Genomic DNA, 26,546 nt, shown 5'->3' on the forward strand with positions numbered 1-26,546 from the left:
TCCCCTTAGAAGGATGCTTTATAAAGATTTAAATAAATTAAAAGCCTGTAGCCTCTATTTTTCCTGGCTTTGACACTTGTTGGACTTAAAACTTTGATTATCAATGTTCGTTATTTCGAAAGATGGCAGTATTGCCACTACGCTACATTGAACTAACGCTCATTTATAACAACCCATCTATTACCATTTCCCCTGGATGTTTAAGCTTTAAGGATTGAAGAATTTCTTTAGATAATCCTTTTGCTGGTGTTCTTAGCAAGATAGGCTTCCCATTTACTTCTAATAGAGAAGCTTCTAATTCGCCAATAGCCTCCCTTATTTTTTCAGCAGTATGATCTGTTCCTTTTCTAATTAGGGCGATCTCTAAATTACGATGCATAACAAAGGCAAGGAAACAAAGCACGATATGTCCTCTGACTCTTTCTGGGCTGGATAAGTAGATGGACCTAATTTCCAAAGAATGTTTCATGACGCGGAAAGACTCTTCCATTTTCCCTAGCCGATGATAGCTAGAAAGGCTCTCTTCTTTTTTCATACTCTGCTTTGAAATCTGAATTCCATAAAATCCATCCCATTGCTTATCTTCATTAATTTTTTCTAGATCTAATCCTAGCGAGGATGCTTGTTTTTTTTCATTTTTTAGATATCTTTTAGCGCCTTTTTGCGATTCTAAAGAAGCTGTACCCTGATCTAACATCTCTCTGGCTTTGTGAATTAATCGCTCTCTATCTTTTCGATCTTTTTCTGCTCTCTTTAAGCTCCACGTGCAAATAATTTTTTCCTTCAAAATCTGTTGCTTCTTCTTATTGTCTTCTACATATTCGACAACATTATCAAACTCGATTTCGCGATATTTCAAAATGTTTCCATCGCTTTCATGAATGGTTTGGTATTTCTCAATATCTAATATTTGTTTTTGCAAGCTTTTATTTAAACTCTTTAATCTGCATCCCACAAGGTAATCATATTCTCGATCCTTAATTCTTTTTAGATTTAGCTTTGAGTTAATGCCTCTATCAGCAACAACCATGACGTGCTGAATTTTGAATCTTTCTTGCAGGGTTTTGAGCGCCTCTTCTAATGTTTTACTTTCAAAGGTGTTTCCAGGAAATATTCCTAAAGCTATGGGGTGCCCCTCTTGATCAACCAACATTCCTACAACAACTTGCATTTCCTCGAATTTAGCATCTTTACTGAATCCAAAATCTCTTAGACTATCCGGCAAAGCTCCTTCAAAATAAAGAGGAGTGACATCATAAAAAACGACATCCACCTTCATTCCAAAGCGATCGACATGCTTTAGAAAAATTAAATTCTCTATTTCTTTTTGAAAAGATGAAAGGTAATCTAAAACTTGGTAAATATGATGAAGAGGGATTGGAGGGGTTCCCAAAAATCGATTTTGCTTGAGATAAACTTGAAGTTTGCTAGAGGGAGCCATCAATCGTGAAATGACTTCTAAAAAAATGACCTCTTTGTAATCGAATTCTACTTTGGTCGATCCAAAAACAGTATCTAAGATTGCATCCATTCCATATTGCTTCCAGATATGCCTATAAATAAATTCTGCTCCCCAATTGATGCGCTCTATCTCTTTTATGGTGGGAATATTTGCAGGAGATGCTCCTAAACCTTTTAATGATTCGCAAAGGCGGCTAAGTACGCCTTTTTGAAGAAGACGATCTAATCGCCCCAATTGTGCAATGGTTCGGTGTTTAACTTTTCCATTCTCTCGGAAAGTTTTTACTAAACTAAGATAAACAAAATTTTTTGAGCGAGTCTTCTTGATAAACATACTCATATTTTATATTTTTTTGATTTATTTTCAAACAAATATATGAGATAGTTGCCACTACAGAATCTTATTAAAAACTTATCTAGTTGAAGATCAAGCAATTATAAAATAGAAGTGCCAAACTCAGGAGCCCTCTATTTTTGTATCCAAGTTAAAATATCGGCTAAAAGATAAAAAAGCCTTTTTCAATCGTTTATCTAACATTAGCTAAATATCTAATTAGCCTCTCCTAAAACCTTGCAGGCTACTGACCTCATTATAGGAAAAAGTTAAAAAATTAGTTTACGTAATGACTTGCAGTCTAGGAAAATTTTGTAAAAAAATTTTCTTAATTTTTCTATTCACTATTGATGATAAAGTCGATAATTTTTTGAGATAATTGATCATACAAGGGTGAATGAGCAGCCTCGTAAGCTTCGTCGTAATTCGTTAGCTGGCCTAAAGAAAAGACATTGATCCCATCACGCGTTTTTTCATATTCATGATCAAACTCAATTGAAGCCATCACCTTAGCAGGCCCCCATAGTGGTTTTCCCTTCATATTATCTACCAAGGTTACTTGGGCTATTGCTATTAACCGCGTTTCAGTAGGAATAATAGAATGTCTTAATTTCCCGCTATTTTTACGTTCATAATGGTAGCCCACATTTTCATTTTCAATGGGTAGTAAGTCCACTAGTAGGGTAAGATCGCCTCCCCAGTTTTGATATTGCAAACCTGTTTGCGTGGAAACTAATTTTATTAAATTAGCAGTCAATTGACCTTTTGCATCATTTTTAACATACGGAATACAGATTGTTTGATATGAAGATAAAACTTCCTCCGGGCCGGCATGATAACCACAAGAAGCCATAAGAAAAAAAGGAGTAAAAAAGATCCATAAATAGCAACGTGTCATGAATGATTAACCATTCTTATCTTTTTTACCTGAAGGCACCGGAAAAACAAGAGGAGCTAAAGCTCTAGCATCATGAGTAAAGCCCATTTGCTCTACCCTATCTCTACAACGCTGGGCCACTAGAGTATCTGGAAAATTCTTAATCGCGTTACTATAATAAATAAGCGAAGCACGTGGTTGCTTAATCTTTTCATAATATCTAGCTGTTTCATAAAGAGCTGTGGCATAACACTCTTTTATTTGCTGAACATTTTGCCTAACTTCGTCTATCCGCTCATCTTTAGGAAATTCGTGGATAAATTTCTTTGCATTAAGCTCTGCAAAAGCTAAAACATCAGGATTTTGTGGCTCATTTTGGCATAAATCATAGTAAATACAGCTTATATTAACATAGCTAGTAGGCGTTAATTCATTTTTAGGAAAACGTGAGCATAAAAGCTGAAAGGATTCAATACTTAAGCGATATTCACGCTTTTCCCAAAGGAGACACCCTTTAGCATATAAAGCCTGAGCTGCCATTTCATGACTGGGCATGGCGGTAATCACTTCATCATAAATTGCTAGGGCAAGACTTTTGCCTGTCGACCATTTTGGAAGCTGTTTTGTACCTAATAGACGTCGCTTGGCGCCGCCACGTAACTGTTCTGCAATAGCATATTTATACTCAATTGCTTCAAGGAAATAGGGAGGATTGTTTTGGCATTTAAGATAGGCAGAAAAAGCCTTATTAGCAAAATCGTATTCTTTCAGATTAAATTCAGCTATCCCTAAATAATATAAAGACTGCTGACCATAAGGATTGTTAGGGAAGTTATTAGAAACAATAGCAAATTGACGAGAAGCCTCCTGCCAATCTCCATTATTCATCGCTGTTTGCCCCAAAGAAAAATGTTGATCTGGCTGCAAAGTGGCAAGCTTGTCTACATCAACAATTCGTCCATTTTTAATTGTATAAGCTGCTTCTAAATAAGGACTACTTAAGTAGCAAAATGTAAAAAATACCAAGCGCATGTAGATGCTTAAATGTCTCATTATACTCTCCTTAAACAAAGCAAGAAGTTTAAACCATGTCAAATAAAAGGTAAAGGCGATTTACCATAGACGCAAAGAGAAGGCTAAAAAAATAATAAAACCAAGAAATATAGCAATTTAGGATCAGTTACTAAACAGTTTGAGGAGCTTTTTCTTTAATCTTATATGCTTAAAAAAAACTATATCTGCATACCCAACCCTCTGTCTGATACATCTCTCTCTGCTTAACGAAAGAGATTCTATAAAGTATGGGGGTACATAAGGAGTAGCTCAAAAGCGTATTATAATTATTTTAAGCTTTATTCTGTAAATGATCGAATAGCTTGTCTTAAGGCACAGCCTATACTAGGCTTATTACCTGTTAGTACCCCTAGTCCTTTGGACATGTTAGACTTTTTCATAACCAAAGTTTTGATGGATAGTTCTGCTTACTAGTAGGCTACTTTCCTAGAGCAAAAAAAATTTTCAAAGCTTCTTTCAAAGGGATACAGCGCCGTTTTGGCAAGCGATCTTTTATGAGCGTTGCAAGGCTTCTTCTAAAGCTACCTAAACTTATCATCTCTACCTAAGCTTTGAATGACTCTTAAAGCATCCTTTCTCTTTTTCATCCAAGGAATGCCGGTCTCTTGGCTTAGCCTTCCTCTTCTTCATAGAAGTACTACAGGATCTATCCCCCCACACATCAAATGATTGGCAAAAAGCTTGGCTATCCTAAGTGCGAGCTCCATAGGCGGTTCTTATGCTCTTTAGCAGCTTAAAGAATCCTCTAGTTTGCTATTAACTCATCGGCTTCAATGCTCTTCGTTGGCTTACTTATTTGAAAGAAAGCTATAAAATTATCCTTAAGAGGCTTAGGGCCTCCTTACCAAAATTCTTTTATTCTGAGATATGGGGAAAGATCACGGTTCTATAAAGCATAGGGGAAAAAGAGATTTATCATGGGCTAAAAGAGCTAAAGCTAAAAGGATTGATCTGTAAGCAAAAAGAATGGATTATAGAAAGAATACTTGCCTAGTCTGGATTAGGCTATGACGTAGAACAGGTAAAATTTATGAGGCTTTGCCAAACGCTAGTTCGGCCTTTCTTTTATTTGCTAGGATATGTCTTCTATTAAGAAGAATAGCGCAATAATTTAATTCAAAGAATGCCTCTTAATAAAGGGAAGTGATTTAAGCTTGGATTCTAATTCAGGCGTTAAAGTTACTCCCCAGCGGCTTTCAATATGTAAAATGGCATGCACATCTTCCTGACAATGAAACTCTAATTGAATGGGCGTGGTTCCACGATGTTCTATAAATAACCCTTTAAGTTGCATAATTTGTGTTAAACGCACACTGTCCAAATCTATTTTTAAAGACAAAGTCTTAGACTCTTTCATTACTTCTCTCTTTTTTTCTAGTACGACCTTTGATTTTTCTACTTTTTTATCTCGCCCCTCTCCTATAGCTTTTGCAAAACGCGCTGCTTGTAATTTAGCTTTATCAAAAGCCCGATCGCATTCTTCTACCATCGCTTCATTAGCTTTAGTTAAATCATCGATCCATTTACAAGAAAGTCGAAGAGAGTCTTCCTTTTTATCTACTTGAATGACTGCATACAATAATTGATTTTCTTTTAACAATAAGCTTTTCTGCTCAAATAAATCAGACCATATAGGCATCTCATAACGATCCATGCCATCGCTAACCATCAAGATGGCAAACTTTTTCTGTGTTTTAGAAGAGACTCGTATTTCAGCTGTTTCTACAATCAAAGCTGCCCGAAAGACAGCATTGTGCTCTAGATTTTGAACATGGCTTAAAGGTATGCAAGAAAGCCGTGTGATAATCTCACGATAAGCATCCATGGGATGACCGGTTAGAAAAAAGCCCAAAAGTTCTTTTTCTCGTAAAAGAGTATCTAATCGGGAGGTCTTCTTTTTTACTTCAGGAGGATGAATAAAACGAGATTCGGAGGACTCTCCCATCAAAGCAAAAAGGGATAAGACGCCAGCTGAAGCTTCTTGCTTTTCTTTTAGCACAGTTTCATAGATAGGATCAATACTTTGCCTTAAGCTATCTCTCGACCAGCTAGTAAAATCAAAACATCCTGCATCCACCAAGTTTTCAATGACCTTTTTGCCTACTTTCGTGTTATCAATTCTTTTAATAAATTGATATAAGCTCGTATAAGGACCGCCTCTATTTCTTTCCTTAATAATAGCTTCCACGACTCCTTCTCCCACTCCTTTAATACCTGCCATGGCAAAACGAATTCCTTGAGGAGTAGCAAAAAACGTAGCATGCGCTTCGTTAACATCTGGTTGCAAAATGGCGATACCCATTTCTTGGCATTCCCCAATGAATTTAGTTACCTTTGTTAAATCATCACTGTCGCACGTCATGAGAGCAGCCATCCACTCATTAGGATAGTTAGCTTTCAGATAGGCAGTCACATAGGAGAGGTACCCATAGGCAGCTGCATGGGATTTATTAAATCCGTAGGCAGCAAATTTTTCCATTTTATCAAAAATTTGCATCGAGGTTTCTTCATCAATCCCATTTTCCAACGAACCTAAACGAAATTTTTCTCGTTGCTGAAGCATTTGATCCATATCTTTTTTACCCATAGCACGCCGCAGTACATCCCCTTCACCTAGCGAAAATTTGGCAAGTTTACTAGCTATCTGCATCACCTGCTCTTGATAAACCATAATGCCATAGGTTTCTGCAAGAATATCATTCATCCATGGATGGTCATATTCAATGGGTTCACGACCATGTTTTCTATTAATGAAAGAAGGAATCATATCCATAGGGCCTGGGCGGTAGAGAGCTCCTACGGCAATAATTTCTTCAAACTTATCCAAATGGAGCTGGCGCGCCAAATCTTGCATGCCTGCAGATTCCAGCTGAAAGATGCCTAAAGTTTTTCCTTGGTTTAAAAGATTAAAGGTAGGCTGATCATCTAAAGGAAGATTAATCCAATCAATGGCTTTACCCACCCTTTTATAGATTGCCTTTACACATATATGAATAGCGGTCAATGTTTTAAGGCCTAAAAAATCCACCTTTAGCATTCCCACTAATTCAACAGGTTTCATGGAGAGCTGAGTCACTGGCATATCAGAATCTTTAGAAAGGCAAACAGGTATAAAGTTAGTCAGCGGCTCTCCACTGATAATGATGCCTGCAGCATGAATGCCTGTATTGCGAATAGATCCCTCTAAAGTTTTACCTATATCGATGATACGTTGAGCATCTTCGTCCTGCTCATACATAGCCCGTAAATCTGGATCTTTTTCTAAAGCTTTCTCAAGGGTTATATTAAGGTCATCCGGTACAAGTTTAGCAATCGCATTTACCTTAGCCAAAGGAACACTTAATACCCGTCCTACATCCTTAATGGTCATCTTCGCTTTCATGGTGCCAAAAGTAATGATCTGCGCAATATTATCTTTACCATATTTTTGAAGGGTATAGTTAATTACCTCACTGCGCCCGTCCATACAAATATCTACGTCAATATCAGGATAAGAAAGCCGTTCAGGATTGATGAAACGCTCAAAAAACAGATGAAAACGTAGGGGTTCGATATCGGTCACCCCAATAAGATAAAGCACAATAGAACCAGCCCCCGACCCTCTACCTGGTCCTACAGGGATCCCCTGACGTTTGGCCCAATTGATAAAATCCCATACAATCAGCAAGTAATCACTCATCCCTTTGGGAACAATAATGTCCATCTCATATTTCAAGCGCTCCTGCACAATGTGGAGAGGATCTTTCTCAGGAAAGATCTCTTTTATTTTATTTAAACGTTCAGGTGTATACCGCTTGGAAATACCTTCCTCGCATAATTGCCATAGATAATTTTTTACGGCCTCAGATTGCTCTTCTTTAGTGTAATTTTTTCCCTCAAGAGAAGGAGGTAAGTAAATGGGATAATGCTTGGTTTTGAAATCAATAGCCACATTACATTTTTCAGCGATTTCCAAGGTATTGGATAGAGCTTCTGGAAAATCGCTAAAAAGCTCGGCCATTTGTTGAGGAGATTTAAAATAGCATTCATGAGAGGGATAAGTACGACGTTTGGGGTTAGGCACGCGAAATTTTGGGTTGCCATACGAGTCTTTTTCCCACATTTCAGTAGGCTCCCCAGACTGAATATTAAGTAAAATCTCATGAGCGCGCCAATCAGCACGTTCAATGTAATGACTATCATTTGTAGCAACGGTCTTTATGTTAAGCTCTTTGGATATTTCTATAAGAGTGGTATTAATTTTTTCTTGTTTTTGTATATAGTCTTGATAATATTGCTGAAGCCAGGTTTCTTGATGCAAGCCGTCCTGGCGAATATCTTGATCTGTCATCCGGTGGCGTTGTAATTCAAGATAATAATCGTCCCCAAAGAGCTCTTGATACCAACGGATTTTGCTTATTAAGCTATCTTTTGTGCCATTTAAAGCTTCATAAGCGATTAAGCTACTTTGGCAACCTGATAGACAAATCAATCCTTCACTATGAAGCTTAAGCACTTCATGATCGATGCGTGGATGGTAGTAAAATCCCTCTAGATAACCGATGGAAGTTAATTTACATAAGTTGTGATAACCAGCTTTATTTTTAGCTAAAATAGTTAAATGAAAATTAGTACGTGCTCCATATTCTTTTTTTTTGTCAAATCGCGAGTCGGGTGCTACATAAAACTCACTGCCTAAGATGGGTTTAACCCCCACATCTTTACAGGCCTTATAAAAATCAATAGCCCCAAACATGTTACCATGATCTGTTAAAGCTACTGCAGGCATATGAAAAAAAGCTGCTTTTTTGGCAATAGCATGTACATCAGCAGCAGCATCTAAGATGGAAAATTGAGAATGGACATGTAAGGGAACCCACATAAATATAATCTATCGCAATTATTGAAGAATTTAGGACCAAGTATACCGTATCTGATGAGATCGAGTAAACAAACAAATAAAAGGCTATTAGAAATTTAGTAAGATGCGATTTCTTTTAAGCTCTTTAGCCTTTTAGATAGAATGATGGCTTAAACTCCTTGCAAGAAGAAAAGCTTGAAGAGTGAGAGATAGAGATAAAATCCATCGGAAAATAAAATTTATTTTCTAAGAGGGGCTGCGTTCTTTTTCAAAGCTCTTTTTAATAGATTTATAAAAGCCTAATTAAAAGATAACAAATTTTTACGGTTACTTTTGAGGAGGGAGGGATTTATTTAATAATTAAAAAAATTTTCTTTAGCTTAGCAAAAATCCATGCGGGTAAATGAACAACCCGATATATTTGCATCCTACTTCCCTGATCTGGCCCTCACGTTGTGCTTTGATTCGCTCAATTTCTTGCTCTTAACACGCTGCTCATACAAAAGAGGCTCTTCAATAAACACGCATGGATAAATTTTTAACACTTTAAAAAAACCATAAGAACCCTTTCATTTAAGAAATTTAAGGAAAAAAATTTCTGTTAGGAACGGCTTTTTGCTGTCACCAGTTTCTTGTTTTCGCTAATCGCCCACAAAGGTAAAAGCAAAACAACGGCTATTATGCAAGAAATCCCTAAGCACCAAAAAAAGCCATCCCATCCCATTTCCTGGGTGACCTTGCCGAGAGGATAACCTGCCACAGCAGCTCCCATATAGGCAAATGTGCCTGCAAACCCAGTAGAAGAAGCTGCAGCTTTCTTATGAGAAAGCTCAGCACATGCTACCCCAATCAACATCTGGGGACCAAAGATAGCAAAACCTATTGTAAACATGGCTGCTGAATCTACCAAAGGATAACCTGCGGGGACAAACCAAAAGAAAGCAATGGCTATAAACATAAGTACAGCAAAAAGTACATTAACAGGTCCCCTCTTAGCAGCGAAAAAATAGTCAGAAGCCCAACCTGCTGCTAAGCTGCCAAAAAAGCCGCCCACTTCGAATAAGGAGACACAGCCATTGGCACTCAGCTGATTATACCCCTTGGTTTCTATCAAATAAAGGGCGGTCCAATCATTAATCCCTGTACGCACAAAATAGACAAAAAAATAAGAAATAGCCAACATCCAAATATATTTATTTTTTAAAACATACTCCACCAAAACTTCACGTGCTGAGAGCTGTTCATCCTCTGGTTGGCTACCATTCCCGGAATAATCGTTGCGGAATTTTTCTATAGAAGGCAATCCTAAAGATTGAGGAGTATCCCTTAAGCGGTTGATTAAATAAAAACCTCCTAGAATACAAATGATTCCCGGCACATACATAGCGGCTCGCCAGCCACCAAAATAATATGCACAAAAACCTACAATCCAAGGAATTAAAAAAGCGCCTACATTGTGAGAGACGTTCCAGGTAGACCACCATGAGCCTCTTTCTGATTGAGAATACCAATGGGTTAAAAAACGTGCACAAGGAGGCCAACCGAAACCTTGAAACCATCCATTTAGCCCCCAAAAAATGGCAAATAAGAAAAGGCTAGAAGACAAACCAAATAAAATATTAATTATGCCTGTAATAATAAGGCCAAAAGCCATAAAGTAACGAGCATTTGAGCGATCGGAAATAATGCCACTGGCAAATTTGCTAAAACCATAGGTAATAGAAAAAATACTTGCTAAAATTCCTAGCTGGCTCTTATCGAATCCTAATTCAGCAATAATGCCAGGCATAGCAAAAGTGAAACTTTTACGTGTAAAATAATAAAAAGCATAGCCTATAAACATGGAATATAAAATTCGTATACGCCAATAATTATAAAGATGCTTAACTTCTTCTTGATCTTGAATTTCCGGTAGATAGGGTGCAGGCCTTAATAATCTAAGCAACCAATTCACGCAACGCTCCTAAAAATTAAAATTATTTTTTTGAAATTTTCACTGTTTTGGCAGATATGGATTCTTATAACGGGGGGATCAATTTTACACAAGCGCAACATTTTATCAGTAGCTACGCTATTAATCCAATTAAAAATTTATTTAACAATAAATTAGGTTGACCTTAGCTGCCAGATATGCTAGAAATGCAGCTCATAAAATTAAATTCTACCATCTAGGATTTTTAAGAATAACTAATAATGATAAAAATTACCATAAATCCGCATGAGAGCCCAATTGTTAGCGTTTTTGACCAAGAAATAATAATTATTGGTTCAGGCACAGGATCTATGAAAGCTGATCTAATTCTACCTGATGCGGCTATACAGCCTATTCATATAAAAATTGTGCACAAAGGGCTGCTCTGCCAAGTGATCAATTATGCAAATGACCCTTTTGCAACTTTAAATGATTTGCCTTTTGGTAAAAAAAATATAAAAGATAGTGGGATTTTGCAGGTTGGAAGACATCTTATTCAGATAGAGCTCAAGTATATAGGGTCTGCACAAGATGAAGAAAAGATTCCTTCTTCTACAAATGAGCCTTTAAATGTTACCCTAGAAGGGCTACTTGAATGGCAAGCTGTGGAAAAAAAGGCCTCTCTTCCCCCTTCTTCTATCTCTGAAAACCTTTTAAAAAGCTCAAACCTCCTCCCTAACCCTTCCCGCATGGCTCCTCAGGAGATTAGTAAATTTCCTTTTCAAGAAGAGGCTAACTTCTTGGAGCAGAAAAAATGGGCAAAAAGCCAGCTTGAGGAAAGGGAGTTAGAAGATTTAATGCATGAAATTGAGCAATTTGGAGTCAAACATTTTAAAGAAGACAGCCTGTCTACCTATTTAGCTAGTGAAAAAGATAGCCCTTCCCTCTTTTTGCAAGAAAAAATTGAGGTAGAGAGCTTAGGTAACCCAGCGGAAGAATCCTCTTTTTTGAAAGAAGATACAGTCGATCACTTTCCTACTCTTCCCCACATGCTTGCGCCAAAAAATCGCCCTGAATATCAAGTAGGTGAATTTGACGATGAGGGCGAAAATTGGAATACAGAAAAAGAAGAAACAGCGGTTACAGGTGTAAAAATTGAAGAGACAAAAAATCTTATCGATTGGAAATTTCTTACGACTCTTGTAATGACTCTTTTATTTATCCTTGGACTTGTCGCCGGCGCTCTTTATTTTAATATTAGCGCCAAAAATGAAATAGAAGAAATGAAAGCCGCAGAAGGTGTGGCTGATATAGCTATGGCGCTTAAATACGCTCAAATACATTATATTAAGCCTCAAAAAAAGAATTGGTCCGATCCTGAATTTATTAAAAAAAGTCTTGCTCAAGTCATTCCTCACGACTACCCCTCCTTAACAAAGATCGATCAGCATGGGCATCTGAATGAAACCTCTTACTCTCTAAGGATTTATACTAGCACCGATTTTTCGCAATTTCTTGTTATCGCGCAACCAGCACCTAGCGTACTCCAATCATTAATTCCTAAAACTGCTATCGTTATAGACTCTAAACTCATGCAACTTCGAAAAGTTGCTGATATGAAAACTCTTAATCGTTTATTGGTAAATTCCAACAATTTAGATAATTCTAATGCAGTCGAAGTAACAAATCTTGTGAAACAAGGCAAGCTCATTCTTTTAAGCATACTGGCTCAAAAACGTAAAGCCACAGACTTTTCTCCCCCTAAAGCTCTAACCCTGATTCGCCCGGGGGCAGAAAATTACATTTATAATGCTCCTCGCTACTATCAATTAGGCGAGACGATCATCAAGCGTGCTATCCACTTGATGCAAACGCCAGGGAATGTGCATGAGTTATCCCGCTTAAAGCAAGAAATGAGCCTTCTTTCTAAGATGTCAGATATGGTGCTTTATTTTTCAGACGGAATTCAACTTACCTTGGAAGCTCAAAAAGCCATTGCAGCTTTTACCTCCCAGGGAAGCTTTTTGACGGCTTATTTAAAATTTAATCCTGAGGGCATGATCGTAAGTAGCCATCTTATCATTGATGACGAAAGCTCACCTAAAACTTTTAACGACTCTTCAAAAATTGCTAGCTCTACTTTGCCTGCTGACTATGAAGTTTTAGGAGAACTAGACCCTAACAATCCCCATGCTCTTTCCTTACACATTCATCCTTTGTTAGCAAAATTAAAGCATTTGCGCCAAACACGAGAAGAGGTGCTTACTCCTCTTAAAAATCAAATGATCAATCTTATAAATGAAAATAGTGAGCATCCAACGGAAGAATTTGAAAAAAAAGCTAAGGATTTATTGCAAAAATATCACCACGTAGACCTCGAACAAAAACATCATCTCATTCAATCCATCCTTCAATTGACAGAAGAATATCCATTAATGCCCGTTAAAGAATTCAAAGGCTATCTAGAAAAAGCTGGTTTAAGTCATTTAAAGCTTAATGCCATTCATCATGATCATCCAGCCCTTTTACAAAAATATAGAGAAAAAATAAAGCAAGCTGAAAATATGAGCGAACTTGCCACGCTAGTAGATGCTGTTACCTCTTGGCTTGTTATAAAAAATTTTAGCGATCTCGACGAGTTAGAAATGGATCAAAAAATCATTAAAAACACCCTAATTTCTCAACTGAATTTCCTGCTTTTTTCCTCCCATCCCCGGCCTTTATCCTTAATAAACAATGAAGAGCAAGCAGCTGCGCTATTTAAAGTTTTAAAATTTTGCACCTTAGATACCCCAGATGATGAAAAATATTACATGGAGGAGTTGGAAAAAATTAAAAAATTTTAAATCTTTTTCATCTACCTTTACTCTCCTCTATAGGAACTTTGTCTATACCCTTTAAAAAAAGAAAGCAGCTCTTTAAAAGCTGATCTCCTCTTTAAAGACAAGGTTTTACTAAGAAAATCTGCTTAAAAAAAATGCCATTTTGCCTTTAAATTATCGGCCTAATTTTCCAAAAGGGACATTAAAATATGAGCCTCTTTTTTAAACATTCCACTCTTCATCTTCCTGTTCAGCCATATTTTCTGAAGAAGATGAATGGGGAGAAGAGCTTTTCGTCTGTTCTACTTTTTTAAAAAGAGCTTCCATCAGAGGAGAACTAGGCTGCGGTTTGGTAAGCTTTTCGTTTGGTTTAATAGAGGTGAGCTTTTTGCCTTCTATAATTTGTTGCATAAGTGCTGATCTATCTAGGGGTTGCCCTTGAGAGCCAATCCCTTTTTTAACTTGTGTAGCCTCATGAGGATAATTTTTTTCTTTTTTAACCGTCGAGGGCAACTGGCTATCCTCTAAATTTATTGGTTGGCTGCTATCTTTTAAGCTTTCCATGTCTTCTTCTACCCTTTCTTCCTCTTCGTCAGGATCATGCATCGCTAATCGACGTTTCATGAGTTGCTCGGCGATGTTGTGATCTGGCCTCTGTACCGTTTCCTTACTTACTTCTGGAGAAGCAAGCTTCTTGTAAGCAACTAATTGAGTGGTATCAGTGGTTTTCAAAAAAGGTGGGGGAGGCGGAGCAACGGGGATAGCCATGCTAGTTTGCAAGGGAGCTTCTTTCAATAAAGGAGGAGGAGGCGCTGAAGGAATCTTGCCAGCCAAAACTCCTTCATTTGGGGAGGATGAGGAGGGAATGGAGGATAATTCTTCGACTGTAGGCTCCTTGGCTACATTTATTTCACTAGGTAAAGAGATATTTGCTTCCTCTTTCCGGTTTTGTGGGCCTATAGTTCTTTTATCGTCTGCAGGGGGCAAAGGTGGAATTTTCTCTGGTAAGCCTTGCGAAACCTCTGATTTTGCACGAAGGCCTATTAAAAAAGAGATAGAGCCTTCCTCCATCTCTACTTGGCCAGAGATCCAGGGCCTAGCAAGCTTTTCTATATTTCTTGAACCTCCTTTTATTACGGAACTATTTTTTATCCCTCCTTGTCCTTCCGCTCTTGTAAAGGTGGATTTAACAAAATTTATGATCTTAATCGCACGATTATTCATCTGCTTAATAAAATTGCTCTCTTTTCCTTTCATGGCTGCTTGTCGGTGAGAAGGGATATGCACGGTTGGATCTTTTTTCTGCTCAAAAGAAGCTTTTCCTTGAGGTAGAAGCGCAGCTTTTGGATCAAAGCTAGGAATGCGAAAATCATTCATAAATCTCTCCAAATATTATCATTTATAAAAAATCAATTATTTTTTTTTAAAACAATTAAAATATCTAAGTTTATTATAACATAATTTACATATTATAATTATCATTTATTAATTTTAGATCATAATTAAAAGCTAAATCATTGAAGCAATCAAGAATAAAAGAGACATTCATTCTCTCTTTACGCTTTATTTTTTATCTACTATACTTCGCCCACTTAATCAGGAGATCTTTTACCATGACCATTCCCTCAGCACCCGGCGTGTTTGACATTTTACCTATAAGTACAGAAGAGCCTTGGCGTAATTCCTACCTGTGGAACTATATTGAAAATATCATACGTGAGACGGCTACCGCGTATGGTTATAAAGAGATACGTACTCCTATCTTTGAGAGAACTGAACTTTTTATACGAGGAGTAGGTGAATCAAGTGATATCGTCTCCAAAGAAATGTATACTTTTCAAGATAAAGGAGATAGATCTCTCACTTTGCGTCCTGAAGGAACAGCCCCTGTCATTCGAGCTTTTATTGAGCATCAACTCCATACTCAAGCTCCTATCCATAAGATGTTTTATATAGGGCCTATGTTTCGTTATGAGCGCTCCCAAGCTGGGCGTTATCGCCAGCATCATCAATTTGGCGCTGAGGCTATAGGAATTTCAGCAGCAGAGCAAGATGCTGAGCTTATCGATTTAGTCTATAACGTCTATCAAAAATTGGGGCTAAAAAATTTACAAGTTCATATTAATTCTTTAGGCAATCCAGAAAGCCGCCAGTTATTTAAAACTTCTTTACAAGCTTATTTAAAAGGTTGCTATGATCAATTGTCTAAAGATAGTCAGCGACGTTTTACCCTCAATCCGTTAAGAATTCTTGACTCAAAAGATCCTCAAGACCAAGCGATTGTAAAAGATGCCCCTCATATACTAGACTTTTTAGACGAAGAAAGCGCCACGCACTTTGCAGCAGTTAAACGTCTACTCAATAAACTCCACATTCCTTATTTTATTAATCCACGGCTTGTACGTGGCCTTGATTACTATAACAAAACTGTATTTGAGATCACGTCTGGCGAATTAGGCGCTCAAAATAGTGTAGGAGGCGGGGGCCGCTATGACGGTTTAATGAAAACTTTGGGGGGACCCGACCTACCTACTATAGGATTTGGAACCGGCCTTGAAAGAATTTTGCAAACAATGTTAAAGCAACAAACTTGGATCCCACCTGCTCCTGCCTTAGAGGTCTTTCTTATACCTCTTGGAGAACAAGCTAAAGAGGTGTGCTTTTCTCTTTTGCATGACTTGCGCCTCCACGACATTCCTAGCGACATGGATTTGAGCGGCAAAAAATTAGCTAAGGTCATGCACTATGCGAATCAGCTACAGGCAAAACATGTGGTCATTATAGGTGAAGAAGAGCTTAAGAACCAGGAAGTTAATCTTAAAAATATGCATTCAGGAGAAAGCGTAAAAATCCCTTTAAACAACCTAGCGAAAATCTTAAGGCTGGATTTTAAAAATGAGGATTTTTTGAAATTAATAAGGGATATTAGTCAATCTTTAAAAAATTCTCATGCAGTGGAATTTTTTATCCAGAAACTAGAGCATAAAGTAGAAAGCACTCAAGAAATGGTAGAGGGCCTTAAAGAGACAATGTTAAAAATGAAAAAAATTACCGATTGTTAGAGGAGTTATATGGTTACTTATCGCCGCACATTTAATTGTGGCAGCTTAAGAAAAGAGCATATTGGGCAGACCGTCACCTTGGCCGGATGGGTTCATCGTCGTCGGGATCATGGAGGTTTAATATTTATTGACTTGCGTGATCGATTTGGCCTTACGCAGTTGGTTTTTGATCCTGAAAAAAATCCTCAAGCCCATGGAGATAGCGAAAAGCTACGTGCAGAGTATGTCATTGCTATTCAAGGAACAGTTATCCCTAGGCAAGAAGGCATGGCAAATTTAAAGCTTTCTACAGGGGAAATTGAAGTTCAGGTCTTAACAATTGAATTGCTTTCTAAAGCCAAAACACCTCCTTTTTCTATCTGCGATGAGCAGATTGAAGTAAATGAAGAATTACGTCTTAAATATCGCTATCTTGATATTCGGCGTGGTGAGATTGCCAACAGGCTTGTTAAAAGGCATCAAGCCATGCTAGCGACAAGGCATTATCTGGATAAAAATGGATTCCTTGAAATTTCTACTCCTCTTTTAGGAAAATCCACCCCCGAAGGAGCCCGCGATTATTTAGTCCCTTCTCGCATTTACCCTGGGTCCTTTTTTGCTCTTCCGCAGTCTCCGCAGATATTTAAGCAGCTATTAATGGTAGCTGGCATGGATCGTTATTTCCAGATAGCCCCTTGTTTTCGTGATGAAGATTTACGTGCAGATCGCCAGCCAGAGTTTACCCAAATAGATCTGGAAATGAGCTTTGGAACAGCAGAAGATCTTATTCCTCTCATTGAAGGCTTATTAAAGAAGATTTTTAAAGATTGTAATGAGACGGATATTCCTGTGGGCTTTCGTCGCCTTTCCCATCAAGAATGCATGAAACGTTTCGGCACCGATCGTCCAGATATGCGTTTTGGCATGGAATTAGTTGAGCTGCAAGACTTGGCTGCCCAATCTACCTTTGCAGTTTTCCAAGAGCAAATTAATGGTGGAGGCACAGTAAAAGGTTTATGTGTTAAAGGCGGCCATGATATTTCGCGTAAGAATATCGAAGAATATACTGATTTTGTGGGACGTTTAGGAGTAAAAGGGCTCGCTTGGATGAAAATGCAAGAGGGAACATTATCTTCCAGTATTGCCAAGTTTTTCTCTAACGAACTGCAGAAAGAACTTATCCATAGAATGGGCATGGAAAATGGCGATCTTCTTTTTATGATTGCCGATTCTAAATCTCGTACTAACCAAGCATTAGACCATCTAAGGCGACGGTTGAGCCGAGACAGAAATTTAATTAAACCCCATCAGCTGGAATTTCTATGGGTGACAGATTTTCCCTTATTTGCTTGGGATGAAGACCATCAACGTTTAGTCAGTGAACACCATCCTTTTACCTCCCCTCATCCAGATGATTTACCCCTATTGGATACAGAGCCTTTAGCTGTACGTTCATCAGGATACGATATTGTGCTTAACGGCTATGAAATTGGAGGAGGCTCTCAACGCATTCATAATAGTGACTTGCAAAAGAAAATATTTGAGCTTCTCAAATTATCCGCAGAAGAGCTAAAAATTAAATTTGGATTTTTCCTTGAGGCTCTTAGCTATGGAACTCCTCCCCATTTAGGAATCGCTCTAGGATTAGACCGACTTGTCATGATTCTAAGCCAAACAGAAAACATTCGTGATGTGATCGCTTTCCCTAAAACTCAGAAAGCTAGCGATTTAATGCTTGAATGTCCTGCAAACGTTTCCTCTGAGCAATTAAAAGATCTTAAATTAACTATCGAAGAGCCTGGATTTTCGTGGACATAATTTAGGTAATTAACCTAACGTGTTGTATATTCAAAAAGAATGGAGGTTTGATCGCGCTATGCTAAAAAAAACAAAACTTTTAACTTTGGCCGGTGTTAGTACCGCTCTTGTATTAGGAACTTTAGTTGCTCATGAAGATATAACATCTCATTCAGCGAAAAGCTCTCTTCCTAATGCCAATAGCCACACCAGTTCTAATAACGAAATCGATATGAAAAAGCTATCTGAAGCTTTTGGTCACTTCATCGGCAAAAACTTAAAAAGCCCTGGGGTAGCTTTTGATTTAGATAGCATTATCAAAGGCATGCGTGATGGAGCAGAGGGCAAGGCTGGACCCATGAGCGATCAAGAATATGAGGCTCTCATGTTTAAAGTGCAAGAGCAGGCTTTTGCCAAGTTATCAGAGGATAATTTGAAAGCTGCTGAAGCTTTTATGGCAAAAAATGCTCAGGAAACCAATGTGCAAACAATTGTGCCAGGAAAACTGCAATATGTAATCCTACAGGAAGGCACAGGCACAGTTGTAGATGAGCATGGAACTCCTAGTATTAACTATACTGCCAAGTATATTGATGGAACTGTTTTCGATAGTTCTGAAGCCACTGGTGGACCGGTCACCATTCCCTTAGACCAGACAACCGCAGGTTTTAGCAAAGGGATCAATGGAATGAAAGAAGGCGAAAAACGACGTTTATTTGTCCATCCAGATCTAGGATTTGGTAAAACAGGCCAGCTACCTCCCAATTCAGCTATTATCTTTGAAGTTGAGGTAGTAAAAGCTAAAGGAGATACAAAAAATTTGAAAGATATCCCTGAGGCTGCTGAAGAAGAAATGCTTTTACTTGAAGAAAGCGAAGCAACCGACTCGAAAAAGTAAATTTATAATAATAAGAAAGGCTGCACAATAGTAAAAGTGCAGCCTTCTTACTCACTCTACCCTCTTTATTTATATCACTTGTGAAAATAGTTCTCTACCAACCCTGCATTCCTCAAAATACTGGCAATATTGTACGCACATGCGCAGTAACTGGCAACGACCTCGTTCTAATCCCCCCTTTGGGGTTTAGTATAAGTGATCGATGGCTCAAAAGATCTGGTTTAGATTACTGGGAAGGCGTCAATGTTCAACTTATTGAAAACTTAGAGGAGCTGCTAGAAAATTCTAGCCATTCTTTTACTTTTTTCTCTAGTAAAGCCACCCGTTTACATACGGAAGTAAACTATCAAGCTAATGATTACCTTATTTTTGGATCTGAAACAAAAGGATTACCTCCTATCTTTTTCCAAAAATGGCCAGAACGCTTTGTGCGCATTCCTATGATTGAGGGGGTGCGTTGCTTAAATCTAGCCACTTCCGTCGGGATAGCTGTCTATGAAGCCTGGAGGCAAAATCATTTTAAGAGAAAGTCTTAAAGCCCTTGTTTTACCATCATCTGTATGCACCTTATTAAAGAAATTCTAAAGCTCATAGCTTAAATCTCTATAAAGGAAAATTAGATCTATGTATCCATGATTAAGCTAATGTTAAATCGGATGAATAAGGCAAAAGAAAGGTCTTAAGATATCTTTTAATAGGCTTTAGAAAAACTATGTCTGCATCTCAAACCCTTTAAAAGCTGTTTCTCGCATTAAGGATAGGATTTTACTAAAAGTATGTATAAGGAGTTGCTCAGAAGCGTATAAACAAGCAAAAGGCAAAAAAATTAAATGGGTTAGAGCGTAAGCCTTCTTGCCTTGCAGGGCAAAAAGGCCACACTATAGGGATCTACTTTACTCTTTTCTACCTGAACGCATAGATGAGCTACACCCACCCTCTTTTAAAATTAAAGACTCATCGTAATAGCATTTTTAAGATCTTGTTTAGATTTTACTCCTACAAAGCGCTTAATCTCCTGGCCTTCTTTAAAAACGATAAGGGTAGGGATAGAAGTCACCCCATATTGAGCTGTAACTTTTTGAGCTTTTTCAATATCTACCTTGGCTATGGTAGCTTTTTCGGCCAGCTCTCCTGCTAATTCTTCAATTATTGGGGCTATCATCTTACAAGGACCACACCAATCAGCAAAGAAATCTACCAAAGTCACTCCTGTTGCTATAGTGGTTCCAAAGTTATCATCATCTAAATGCTTTAAATGTTCTGACATGCAATTCTCCTTAAAGTGTATGGCATCTTCAACTGTATCTTATCCTATGCTGTTATTTTTGGGCGAGGTTCAAAAAAAAGATTACAGGAGAATTTTTTTTATAAAGTAAGGTTATTAAAAAATTTAAATTTCTTTGATGTATAAAAGCTTTAACCGTTAAAAGTATAGGTGGTTTTCTTAACTAGAAGGTATTGTTCGCCTAAATCCTTGGCCTTGTTTACTTGAGAAATTTAAAATCTCTTATCTTATGGGCTTCTCTTCTACACTTTCTCTTGCGAAGGACAACTTAAGGGCTTTTTTACCAACAATTCACTGAAAGCAGGAGTGAGTTTTCCAAAATGAGAGGTAAATACCCTTAAAAACTAAAAATTTTAATCCTATAAGGCTCTAAAAACATGATTCTTATGGCTAGCTTAGCTATATAGATAAAGAAGCTAAAAGCTTTTTATGATTTTTAAACTCTTTTAATCCAATCTTTAAATTCAAAAGATATATGTTGAGTTTTACAAAACTTTTCAATATTATCTTTTCAATCGTTTGGTGGCCGTTTTAATGATATCCCTACGTATATTTACGCTTATTCATATTGCTTGTTTCCTGCTTTACTTCACCTTAAGTGCTAACAAGGATAGGTTAATGCCCATAAAAGAAGTCCCTTTAATCCTTAATATGGAGAATTTAGAAGATCTTCCCAAAAATTTTCGGATGACTACCCCCTGTTATCTACATAAGCACAGCAATCATTCTCTTCCCTCCCTCGAGGGTCTTCTCAATTTAAATGCTTCGGCAAGCGGACAGTTTTCAGCCAATGGCCTTATTCAAATTTTAAAGACTATCCCTTATAACCGCATTATGGTAATTGATTTACGTGAAGAATCCCATGGTTTTATCAATGGCATGGCAGTAAGCTGGTATGGCGAGAGAAATTGGCATAACAAAGAAAAAACTTTTGAGGAAATTAAATGGGATGAAAATGAAAGATTGCAGAAGCTGTTAAAAAATCAGCAGGTGCATCTTTATGACAAATATACTTTTAATCCTTCCTCTAGCGTGCATGTTAAAGAAGTTTATACAGAAAATGATTTAATCTGCAAAATGGGAATTCACCATGTACGCCTTCCGTTGACCGATCATGTTAAACCTGGCGATAAGCAAGTCGATTCTTTCATCGAACTTATAAAGGCTTATCATCTGACCCAAGAAAATCCTGGTTACTGGCTCCATTTTCATTGTGCCGCTGGTAGAGGGCGAAGCACAGCCTTGATTGCCATGTACGATATGATCCGCAATGCTTCAAAGGTCTCTTTTAAGGACATCCTTAAACGCCATGCTATGATTGGAGGCAAAGATTTAACTGCACCTTTTGAAGCAAACGACTGGCGATACCCTTACCATTTTGAAAGGCTAGAGTTTATGAAAAATTTTTATAAATATTGCCTAGATAATCCTAACCTCGAGCAAAATTGGTCCTCTTGGATTAGTAAACTAAAATATTAACCCCTCTTTTTCCTTAATTTTAATATGTCAAAACCCTTACCTTATCTCGTCTTAGCCTATTATCATTTTCCCCATTTACCTGATCCACACGCAGAAGTAACCGCCCATAAACAGTTCTTTGAGGGACGCGATGTCACTTGTCGTATATATATTTCAGAAAATGGAATTAACGGCCAAATGTCAGCTTCCCGGGAAGATGGTCAAGCTTATATGGACTGGATGCATGCTAGGCCAGAATTTAAGGATATACATTTTAAACTTCATGAGTATCATGAACACGCTTTTCCTCGCTGCACTGTCAAATATCGCAAGCAACTGGTAGCTGTGGATGAAAGAATAGATTTGAGTAAGCGCGGTGAGTATGTCTCCCCTCAACGATGGAAGGAGATGCTTGAAAAAAAAGATGACCATATTCTCATTGATGTAAGGAATGATTATGAGTGGAAAGTTGGCCACTTCGAAGGAGCGGAACTTCCTCCTTGTGAAACTTTTAAAGATTTCAAGCATTACGTAGAAGACCTTAAAGAGAAAATAGACCCTCAAAAAACCCCTGTCATGATGTACTGCACCGGAGGTATTCGCTGCGAACTTTATTCTTCCATTCTTATTAAACAGGGCTTTGACAAAGTTTATCAATTAGAAGGAGGCATCATCAATTATGGTTTACAAGAGGGTAGCGATTATTGGTTAGGCAAACTTTTCGTCTTTGATGATCGCTTGACTGTACCTATCAGCGATGAAGAGACAAAAACTATTGCCACCTGCCATCATTGTAACCAACCTTGTGATACCTATTTAAATTGTGCTAATATGGATTGTAACGATTTATTTATATGTTGTAATGAATGTTCAAAACAATATTTGGGATGTTGCCAAGAGCAGTGCCAACAGGCGGAACGAGTACGTCCTTTTCAAGAAGATAAACCGCATAAACCTTTTAGGAAAAAGCATAAATATATAAATATAGCCTCTAACACTATCAAATAGACTTTAAATAATGTATAGATGCTTGAAGGCTCAACTTATTTTTATATATTTTATTCATAAGCTAGAAATGAAGGGAACGTTCTAAATTTTCTCTTTATTTTCCTGGCAATATCTAATAAGGCTTATCATACGCTTTTGCGTTTCTTCTAGTATGACTGTCAAGCCGGGTTTAATACCTTTTTCTGACAGTTCAAAAGCTTTCATGGTATTGCAGATACGGCCATCTAAACGTATGCCAATGCCCTTAAGACCTACCATATTGCCCCAATCGCCAAACATCTCTAAAGTCATTTCACAAGCAGTAATCATAAAGATAACTTGTTTCTCAGGATAATGATGAACAATCTCAAAAATTTTTCCTCCTATGTAATGAATAGTAGGAATAAATAAAGGGATAATCGTCTCTTTTTTTGAGGCATGGACCGCTTTACCAATAAAACATTGTTGGCAAACAGCATGGGCGGGATCATGAATGCATTCATCTGTGAAACGACCAGATGGGCATTCAAAAGGTTTATGACAATAAGAAAACCCTAAAACTAGTAAAGTATTGGATTTTTTTAACAGCATTTTAAATTCTTCTTCATCCTGAAGGCCATAATAAAAAAAATCGCCTTCTTTTTTATAGGGTTTAGGCTTTAAAATAGATTTTAGAAATGCCCATCCATATTTTAAAGGATGTTTAAAAAAGCCTCTACGTATAGCACCTTGATGATCTTGGGTAATCATCCACTTTAAGCTTTTCCATTTAAGATTTTTAGAGGTCTCTTTGGTTATGCCAGGCATAGCAGGCAATTGCTTTAACCTCTTAATAGGATGTTCTTTTGCTGCTTTGCTAGCACGTTCATCCCAAGCCTGTTCGGCCTCGCTCCAGCTTGAATGCTCATTCCACATTTTAAGTTTATTCATAAAACCTGTTATAATTTGTCTGTAGAAAAATTTAGTATATCTTTTTTTTAGGATATAAACAATTAGTAAAATATTTATGCCAGAAATAGCTTATAGCATTGATCAATCAGCCTCGGAGAAAGAAGGGCTATTGGCCGTAGCGCTTTTAGAAATACAACATGAAGGCTTTAATATAACTCTTCGCTCTTTTAACTCCCCTGCAACGACCACACGCTGGAGCCAATGGGCAACTTCTAAAGATAAAGATCCTCAACGCATTCTTAGCTTAAGGGATGCCAAGCTTGAGAATGGGTATCTTAAAATTCCCTATAGTCAATCCATTCAGGCTCTCAAGCTATTGGCAGCTTCAGGAAAGTTTTTTTATAAAGGAAAGAAACTTATCTGCGATTTCTTTACGCCTGTAGAATTTTATTATCGCATTCATGATCAGAGAGCTCATGGCATGCTAAAGTATCTAGACCAAGAGTTTAATCTATCAGCTTGCGATTTTATTTGCCGAGGGTCCAACCATTGGTTCATTAAAGGAAATATTCTTAAGCTTATCCATACGGAGGTTACCTGGAAAGAACTTAAGCAGATTTATCAAGAACCTCTTGAGTTTTCTTTAAGCTGCTTACTTGAAAGCAGAAGAGCAGTAGATGCAGATGTAGAGTCCCTTGCACGGATTGTTTATACAGATAATAAACAGGAGCACGAGCAGCAGGCTCAGCAGCCGCTTCCTTTGCTTACCCTTAAAGATCGCTCTGGGGCTTTTGCAGACCTGTGGATGGATTATGGTGACGATAAACAATGGCCCTTTCATGATAAAAACATAAACGCTCACAAGCGTGATATAGGGGCTGAAAAGAATTGGGAGAAAGATCTTCTAGAGACAGGGTTTATCCAAAAATTAGTCGGCCACTCTCACTATTATTGTCCTCTTGATCAAGTAGCTAAGTCATTAACATTTTTGTTAGAGATTGGATGGTCTATTAAAGATTACCAAAGAAAAAAAGTTTGTCTTTTGACTCAAAGCCATTTAGATATTTCTATGGAGGGAAAAGAGATCATCACGCGTGGAACGTTTCATTTTGATACTTACCAAGCTCCTCTTCAAGAAGTAGCAGGAGCTTTTAATAAAAGTGAGCGTTTTGTGCAAATTGGCGAAGAAGCGATAGGCTTACTTCCTAAAAAATGGGAACTTGAAGGAGTTCCTACTCTTTTTAGAGAAGGAGAAATTATTACGGAGGGTATAAGGCTAAAGAAACATCAATTAAGAGTTTTAGAAGACCTCTTTCATGCTTCCTCTCATCTTTCTTTAGATGCAGCAATAAGCAAATTAAAAACTGAACTGCAAACCTTAGCTGAACTTCCTTCTATAAATCCTAGCCCTTTATTTCAAGGTTCCTTACGCCCTTATCAACAACAAGGCCTTAACTGGTTAAACTTTTTAAAGCATTATGGCTTTCATGGAATTTTATCCGATGATATGGGCCTAGGCAAAACCGTGCAGGTTTTAGCTTTTTTGTCTCAGTTAGAGCATTTTAAGCCTGTATTAATTATCATGCCTACCTCCTTGATATTTAATTGGCAAAGAGAAATAGAGCGTTTTCTCCCCCATAAAAAGATTATCTTACATCATGGTCCATTAAGAGCGCTGACAGAAGGCGATTTAGCTAGTGATACTATTATTCTAACATCCTATGCTACGATGCGCCTTGACCTAGCGTTATTAGCTCCTATTGAATTTGCTGCCCTTATCTTAGATGAAGCTCAAGCGATTAAAAACTCCCTTACCCAAGTTGCAAAGGCGGCTTATCAGTTACAAGGAGACTTTCGCCTACTCTTAACCGGCACGCCCATCGAAAATCATTTAGGAGAAATATGGTCCCACTTTCATTTCCTTATGCCCGAACTTTTAGGCGAGGAGAAAGACTTTTGTGCTGGTTTAAAAGCAAGCCAATCAGATAATCGCTATTTACAAAAGATCAAGAAAAAAATTCATCCCTTTGTATTACGCAGAAAGAAAGCAGAAGTAGCCAAAGATCTTCCCGCCTGTATTGAACAAACCGTATGGGTAGAGATGACTCCCTCTCAAAGAAAAATTTATGATAGCTATTTAGCAGGAATTAAAAGCCATTTGTTTACCAAAATAAATATGGAGGGAGTGTCTAAGCATCGCCTGGAGGTATTTGAAGCCATTTTAAGATTAAGGCAAATCTGCTGTCATCCTCTTTTAATTTCTTCTCAATTAACTGAAGATGAACAGCTAGAATGCACGAGCGGAAAAATGGAGGCTTTTTTGCAGGATGTGAGCAACGCGATTGCAGAAAAAGATAAAGTATTGATTTACAGCCAATTTACTTCCATGCTTCATCTTATAGCTCGTGAATTTAAAGCAAGGCAGTGGAGCTTTGTTTATTTAGATGGCCTTACTAAAGATCGTGAAAAGGTTGTTAACCAGTTTCAAGAGAATGCCGATATTCCTTTATTTCTTATTAGTTTAAAAGCGGGAGGAACGGGTTTAAATCTAACCAAAGCCGATCATGTCATGATTTTTGATCCTTGGTGGAACGAAGCTGCTGAAAAGCAGGCCATTAACCGTGCTCATCGCATCGGAAGAGACACGCCTGTATTTGCTAAGCGGTATGTGACTATAGAAACTATCGAGGAAAAAATCATGCGCTTAAAAGAGCAAAAAAAGTCAATGATAGACACTCTCTTTGAAGAAGAAGGATCCTTTGCTCAATTAACCTTACAAGATTTAACTTATCTATTAAATTAAGTAAGGGGCTTTGTAACGCTTTCCCTGTTCTGGCTCTAGCAAAGCCTCTCTCTTTACTCCATAGAA

16 protein-coding genes are annotated in these 26,546 nt (G+C 37.7%); 8 read left to right on the plus strand and 8 right to left on the minus strand.

The window, feature by feature from the left end:
• Nucleotides 1–163: 163 nt before the first annotated feature.
• From TY21_RS05610 to uhpC, 5 genes are all read right to left on the minus strand, one after another.
• Nucleotides 164–1,795 (minus strand): IS1634 family transposase, encoded by a 1,632-nt coding sequence (locus TY21_RS05610; protein ID WP_042241322.1) that lies wholly within the window; start codon nucleotides 1,793–1,795, stop codon nucleotides 164–166.
• Nucleotides 1,796–2,132: 337 nt separating this feature from the next.
• On the minus strand, nucleotides 2,133–2,693 hold the full coding sequence (gene lptE / locus TY21_RS05615) for an LPS assembly lipoprotein LptE (RefSeq protein WP_042241319.1): 561 nt from the start codon (nucleotides 2,691–2,693) through the stop codon (nucleotides 2,133–2,135).
• Nucleotides 2,694–2,699: 6 nt separating this feature from the next.
• On the minus strand, nucleotides 2,700–3,725 hold the full coding sequence (bamD, locus tag TY21_RS05620; RefSeq protein ID WP_232044336.1) for an outer membrane protein assembly factor BamD: 1,026 nt from the start codon (nucleotides 3,723–3,725) through the stop codon (nucleotides 2,700–2,702).
• A 1,132-nt stretch (nucleotides 3,726–4,857) separates the two neighbouring features.
• A complete protein-coding gene (gene dnaE, locus TY21_RS05625; RefSeq protein WP_042241316.1) occupies nucleotides 4,858–8,607 on the minus strand; it encodes a DNA polymerase III subunit alpha in 3,750 nt (1,249 codons plus the stop codon).
• Between the two features lie 580 nt (nucleotides 8,608–9,187).
• Nucleotides 9,188–10,540, minus strand: coding sequence for an MFS transporter family glucose-6-phosphate receptor UhpC (gene uhpC, locus TY21_RS05630; protein ID WP_042241312.1), 1,353 nt, complete (start codon nucleotides 10,538–10,540; stop codon nucleotides 9,188–9,190).
• 239 nt (nucleotides 10,541–10,779) lie between these two features.
• On the opposite strand from uhpC, the gene TY21_RS05635 reads away from it, so the two are divergent.
• Entirely contained in the window at nucleotides 10,780–13,344 is a 2,565-nt protein-coding gene (locus TY21_RS05635; protein WP_042241309.1) for a hypothetical protein, read from the plus strand.
• A 198-nt stretch (nucleotides 13,345–13,542) separates the two neighbouring features.
• Here the strand turns inward: TY21_RS05635 and TY21_RS05640 are convergent, their stop codons facing one another.
• Nucleotides 13,543–14,697: a hypothetical protein gene (locus TY21_RS05640; RefSeq protein WP_042241306.1), complete on the minus strand. Its 1,155-nt coding sequence runs from the start codon at nucleotides 14,695–14,697 to the stop codon at nucleotides 13,543–13,545.
• A gap of 236 nt (nucleotides 14,698–14,933) precedes the next feature.
• Here TY21_RS05640 and hisS point away from each other — a divergent pair, with 236 nt between their 5' ends.
• The 4 genes from hisS to TY21_RS05660 all read left to right on the plus strand — a co-directional run bounded on the left by hisS (nucleotide 14,934) and on the right by TY21_RS05660 (nucleotide 19,592).
• The gene (gene hisS, locus TY21_RS05645) at nucleotides 14,934–16,382 is read left to right on the plus strand and encodes a histidine--tRNA ligase (protein WP_042241303.1); all 1,449 of its coding nucleotides are present in this window, start codon (nucleotides 14,934–14,936) and stop codon (nucleotides 16,380–16,382) included.
• 9 nt (nucleotides 16,383–16,391) lie between these two features.
• On the plus strand, nucleotides 16,392–18,179 hold the full coding sequence (gene aspS, locus TY21_RS05650) for an aspartate--tRNA ligase (protein WP_042241301.1): 1,788 nt from the start codon (nucleotides 16,392–16,394) through the stop codon (nucleotides 18,177–18,179).
• A gap of 58 nt (nucleotides 18,180–18,237) precedes the next feature.
• On the plus strand, nucleotides 18,238–19,056 hold the full coding sequence (locus tag TY21_RS05655) for an FKBP-type peptidyl-prolyl cis-trans isomerase (protein ID WP_042241299.1): 819 nt from the start codon (nucleotides 18,238–18,240) through the stop codon (nucleotides 19,054–19,056).
• Nucleotides 19,057–19,136: 80 nt separating this feature from the next.
• A complete protein-coding gene (locus tag TY21_RS05660; protein WP_042241295.1) occupies nucleotides 19,137–19,592 on the plus strand; it encodes a tRNA (cytidine(34)-2'-O)-methyltransferase in 456 nt (151 codons plus the stop codon).
• A gap of 410 nt (nucleotides 19,593–20,002) precedes the next feature.
• Here the strand turns inward: TY21_RS05660 and trxA are convergent, their stop codons facing one another.
• Nucleotides 20,003–20,323: a thioredoxin gene (gene trxA / locus TY21_RS05665; protein WP_039383738.1), complete on the minus strand. Its 321-nt coding sequence runs from the start codon at nucleotides 20,321–20,323 to the stop codon at nucleotides 20,003–20,005.
• A gap of 636 nt (nucleotides 20,324–20,959) precedes the next feature.
• On the opposite strand from trxA, the gene TY21_RS05670 reads away from it, so the two are divergent.
• Nucleotides 20,960–21,820 (plus strand): hypothetical protein, encoded by an 861-nt coding sequence (locus TY21_RS05670; protein ID WP_052354531.1) that lies wholly within the window; start codon nucleotides 20,960–20,962, stop codon nucleotides 21,818–21,820.
• A gap of 24 nt (nucleotides 21,821–21,844) precedes the next feature.
• Nucleotides 21,845–22,807 carry a rhodanese-related sulfurtransferase gene (locus TY21_RS05675; protein WP_042241291.1) on the plus strand — a complete coding sequence of 321 codons (963 nt, stop codon included), beginning with the start codon at nucleotides 21,845–21,847 and terminating at the stop codon, nucleotides 22,805–22,807.
• Nucleotides 22,808–22,888: 81 nt separating this feature from the next.
• Here TY21_RS05675 and TY21_RS05680 read toward each other — a convergent pair whose 3' ends face one another.
• Nucleotides 22,889–23,716, minus strand: a complete 828-nt coding sequence (locus TY21_RS05680) for a hypothetical protein (protein WP_042241289.1) — start codon at nucleotides 23,714–23,716, stop codon at nucleotides 22,889–22,891.
• Between the two features lie 76 nt (nucleotides 23,717–23,792).
• Between TY21_RS05680 and TY21_RS05685 the strand changes: the two genes are divergently transcribed.
• Entirely contained in the window at nucleotides 23,793–26,480 is a 2,688-nt protein-coding gene (locus tag TY21_RS05685; protein WP_052354530.1) for a DEAD/DEAH box helicase, read from the plus strand.
• Nucleotides 26,481–26,546 lie beyond the last annotated feature (66 nt).

The sequence above is a fragment of the Neochlamydia sp. S13 genome (assembly GCF_000648235.2).
Taxonomy (GTDB): domain Bacteria; phylum Chlamydiota; class Chlamydiia; order Chlamydiales; family Parachlamydiaceae; genus Neochlamydia.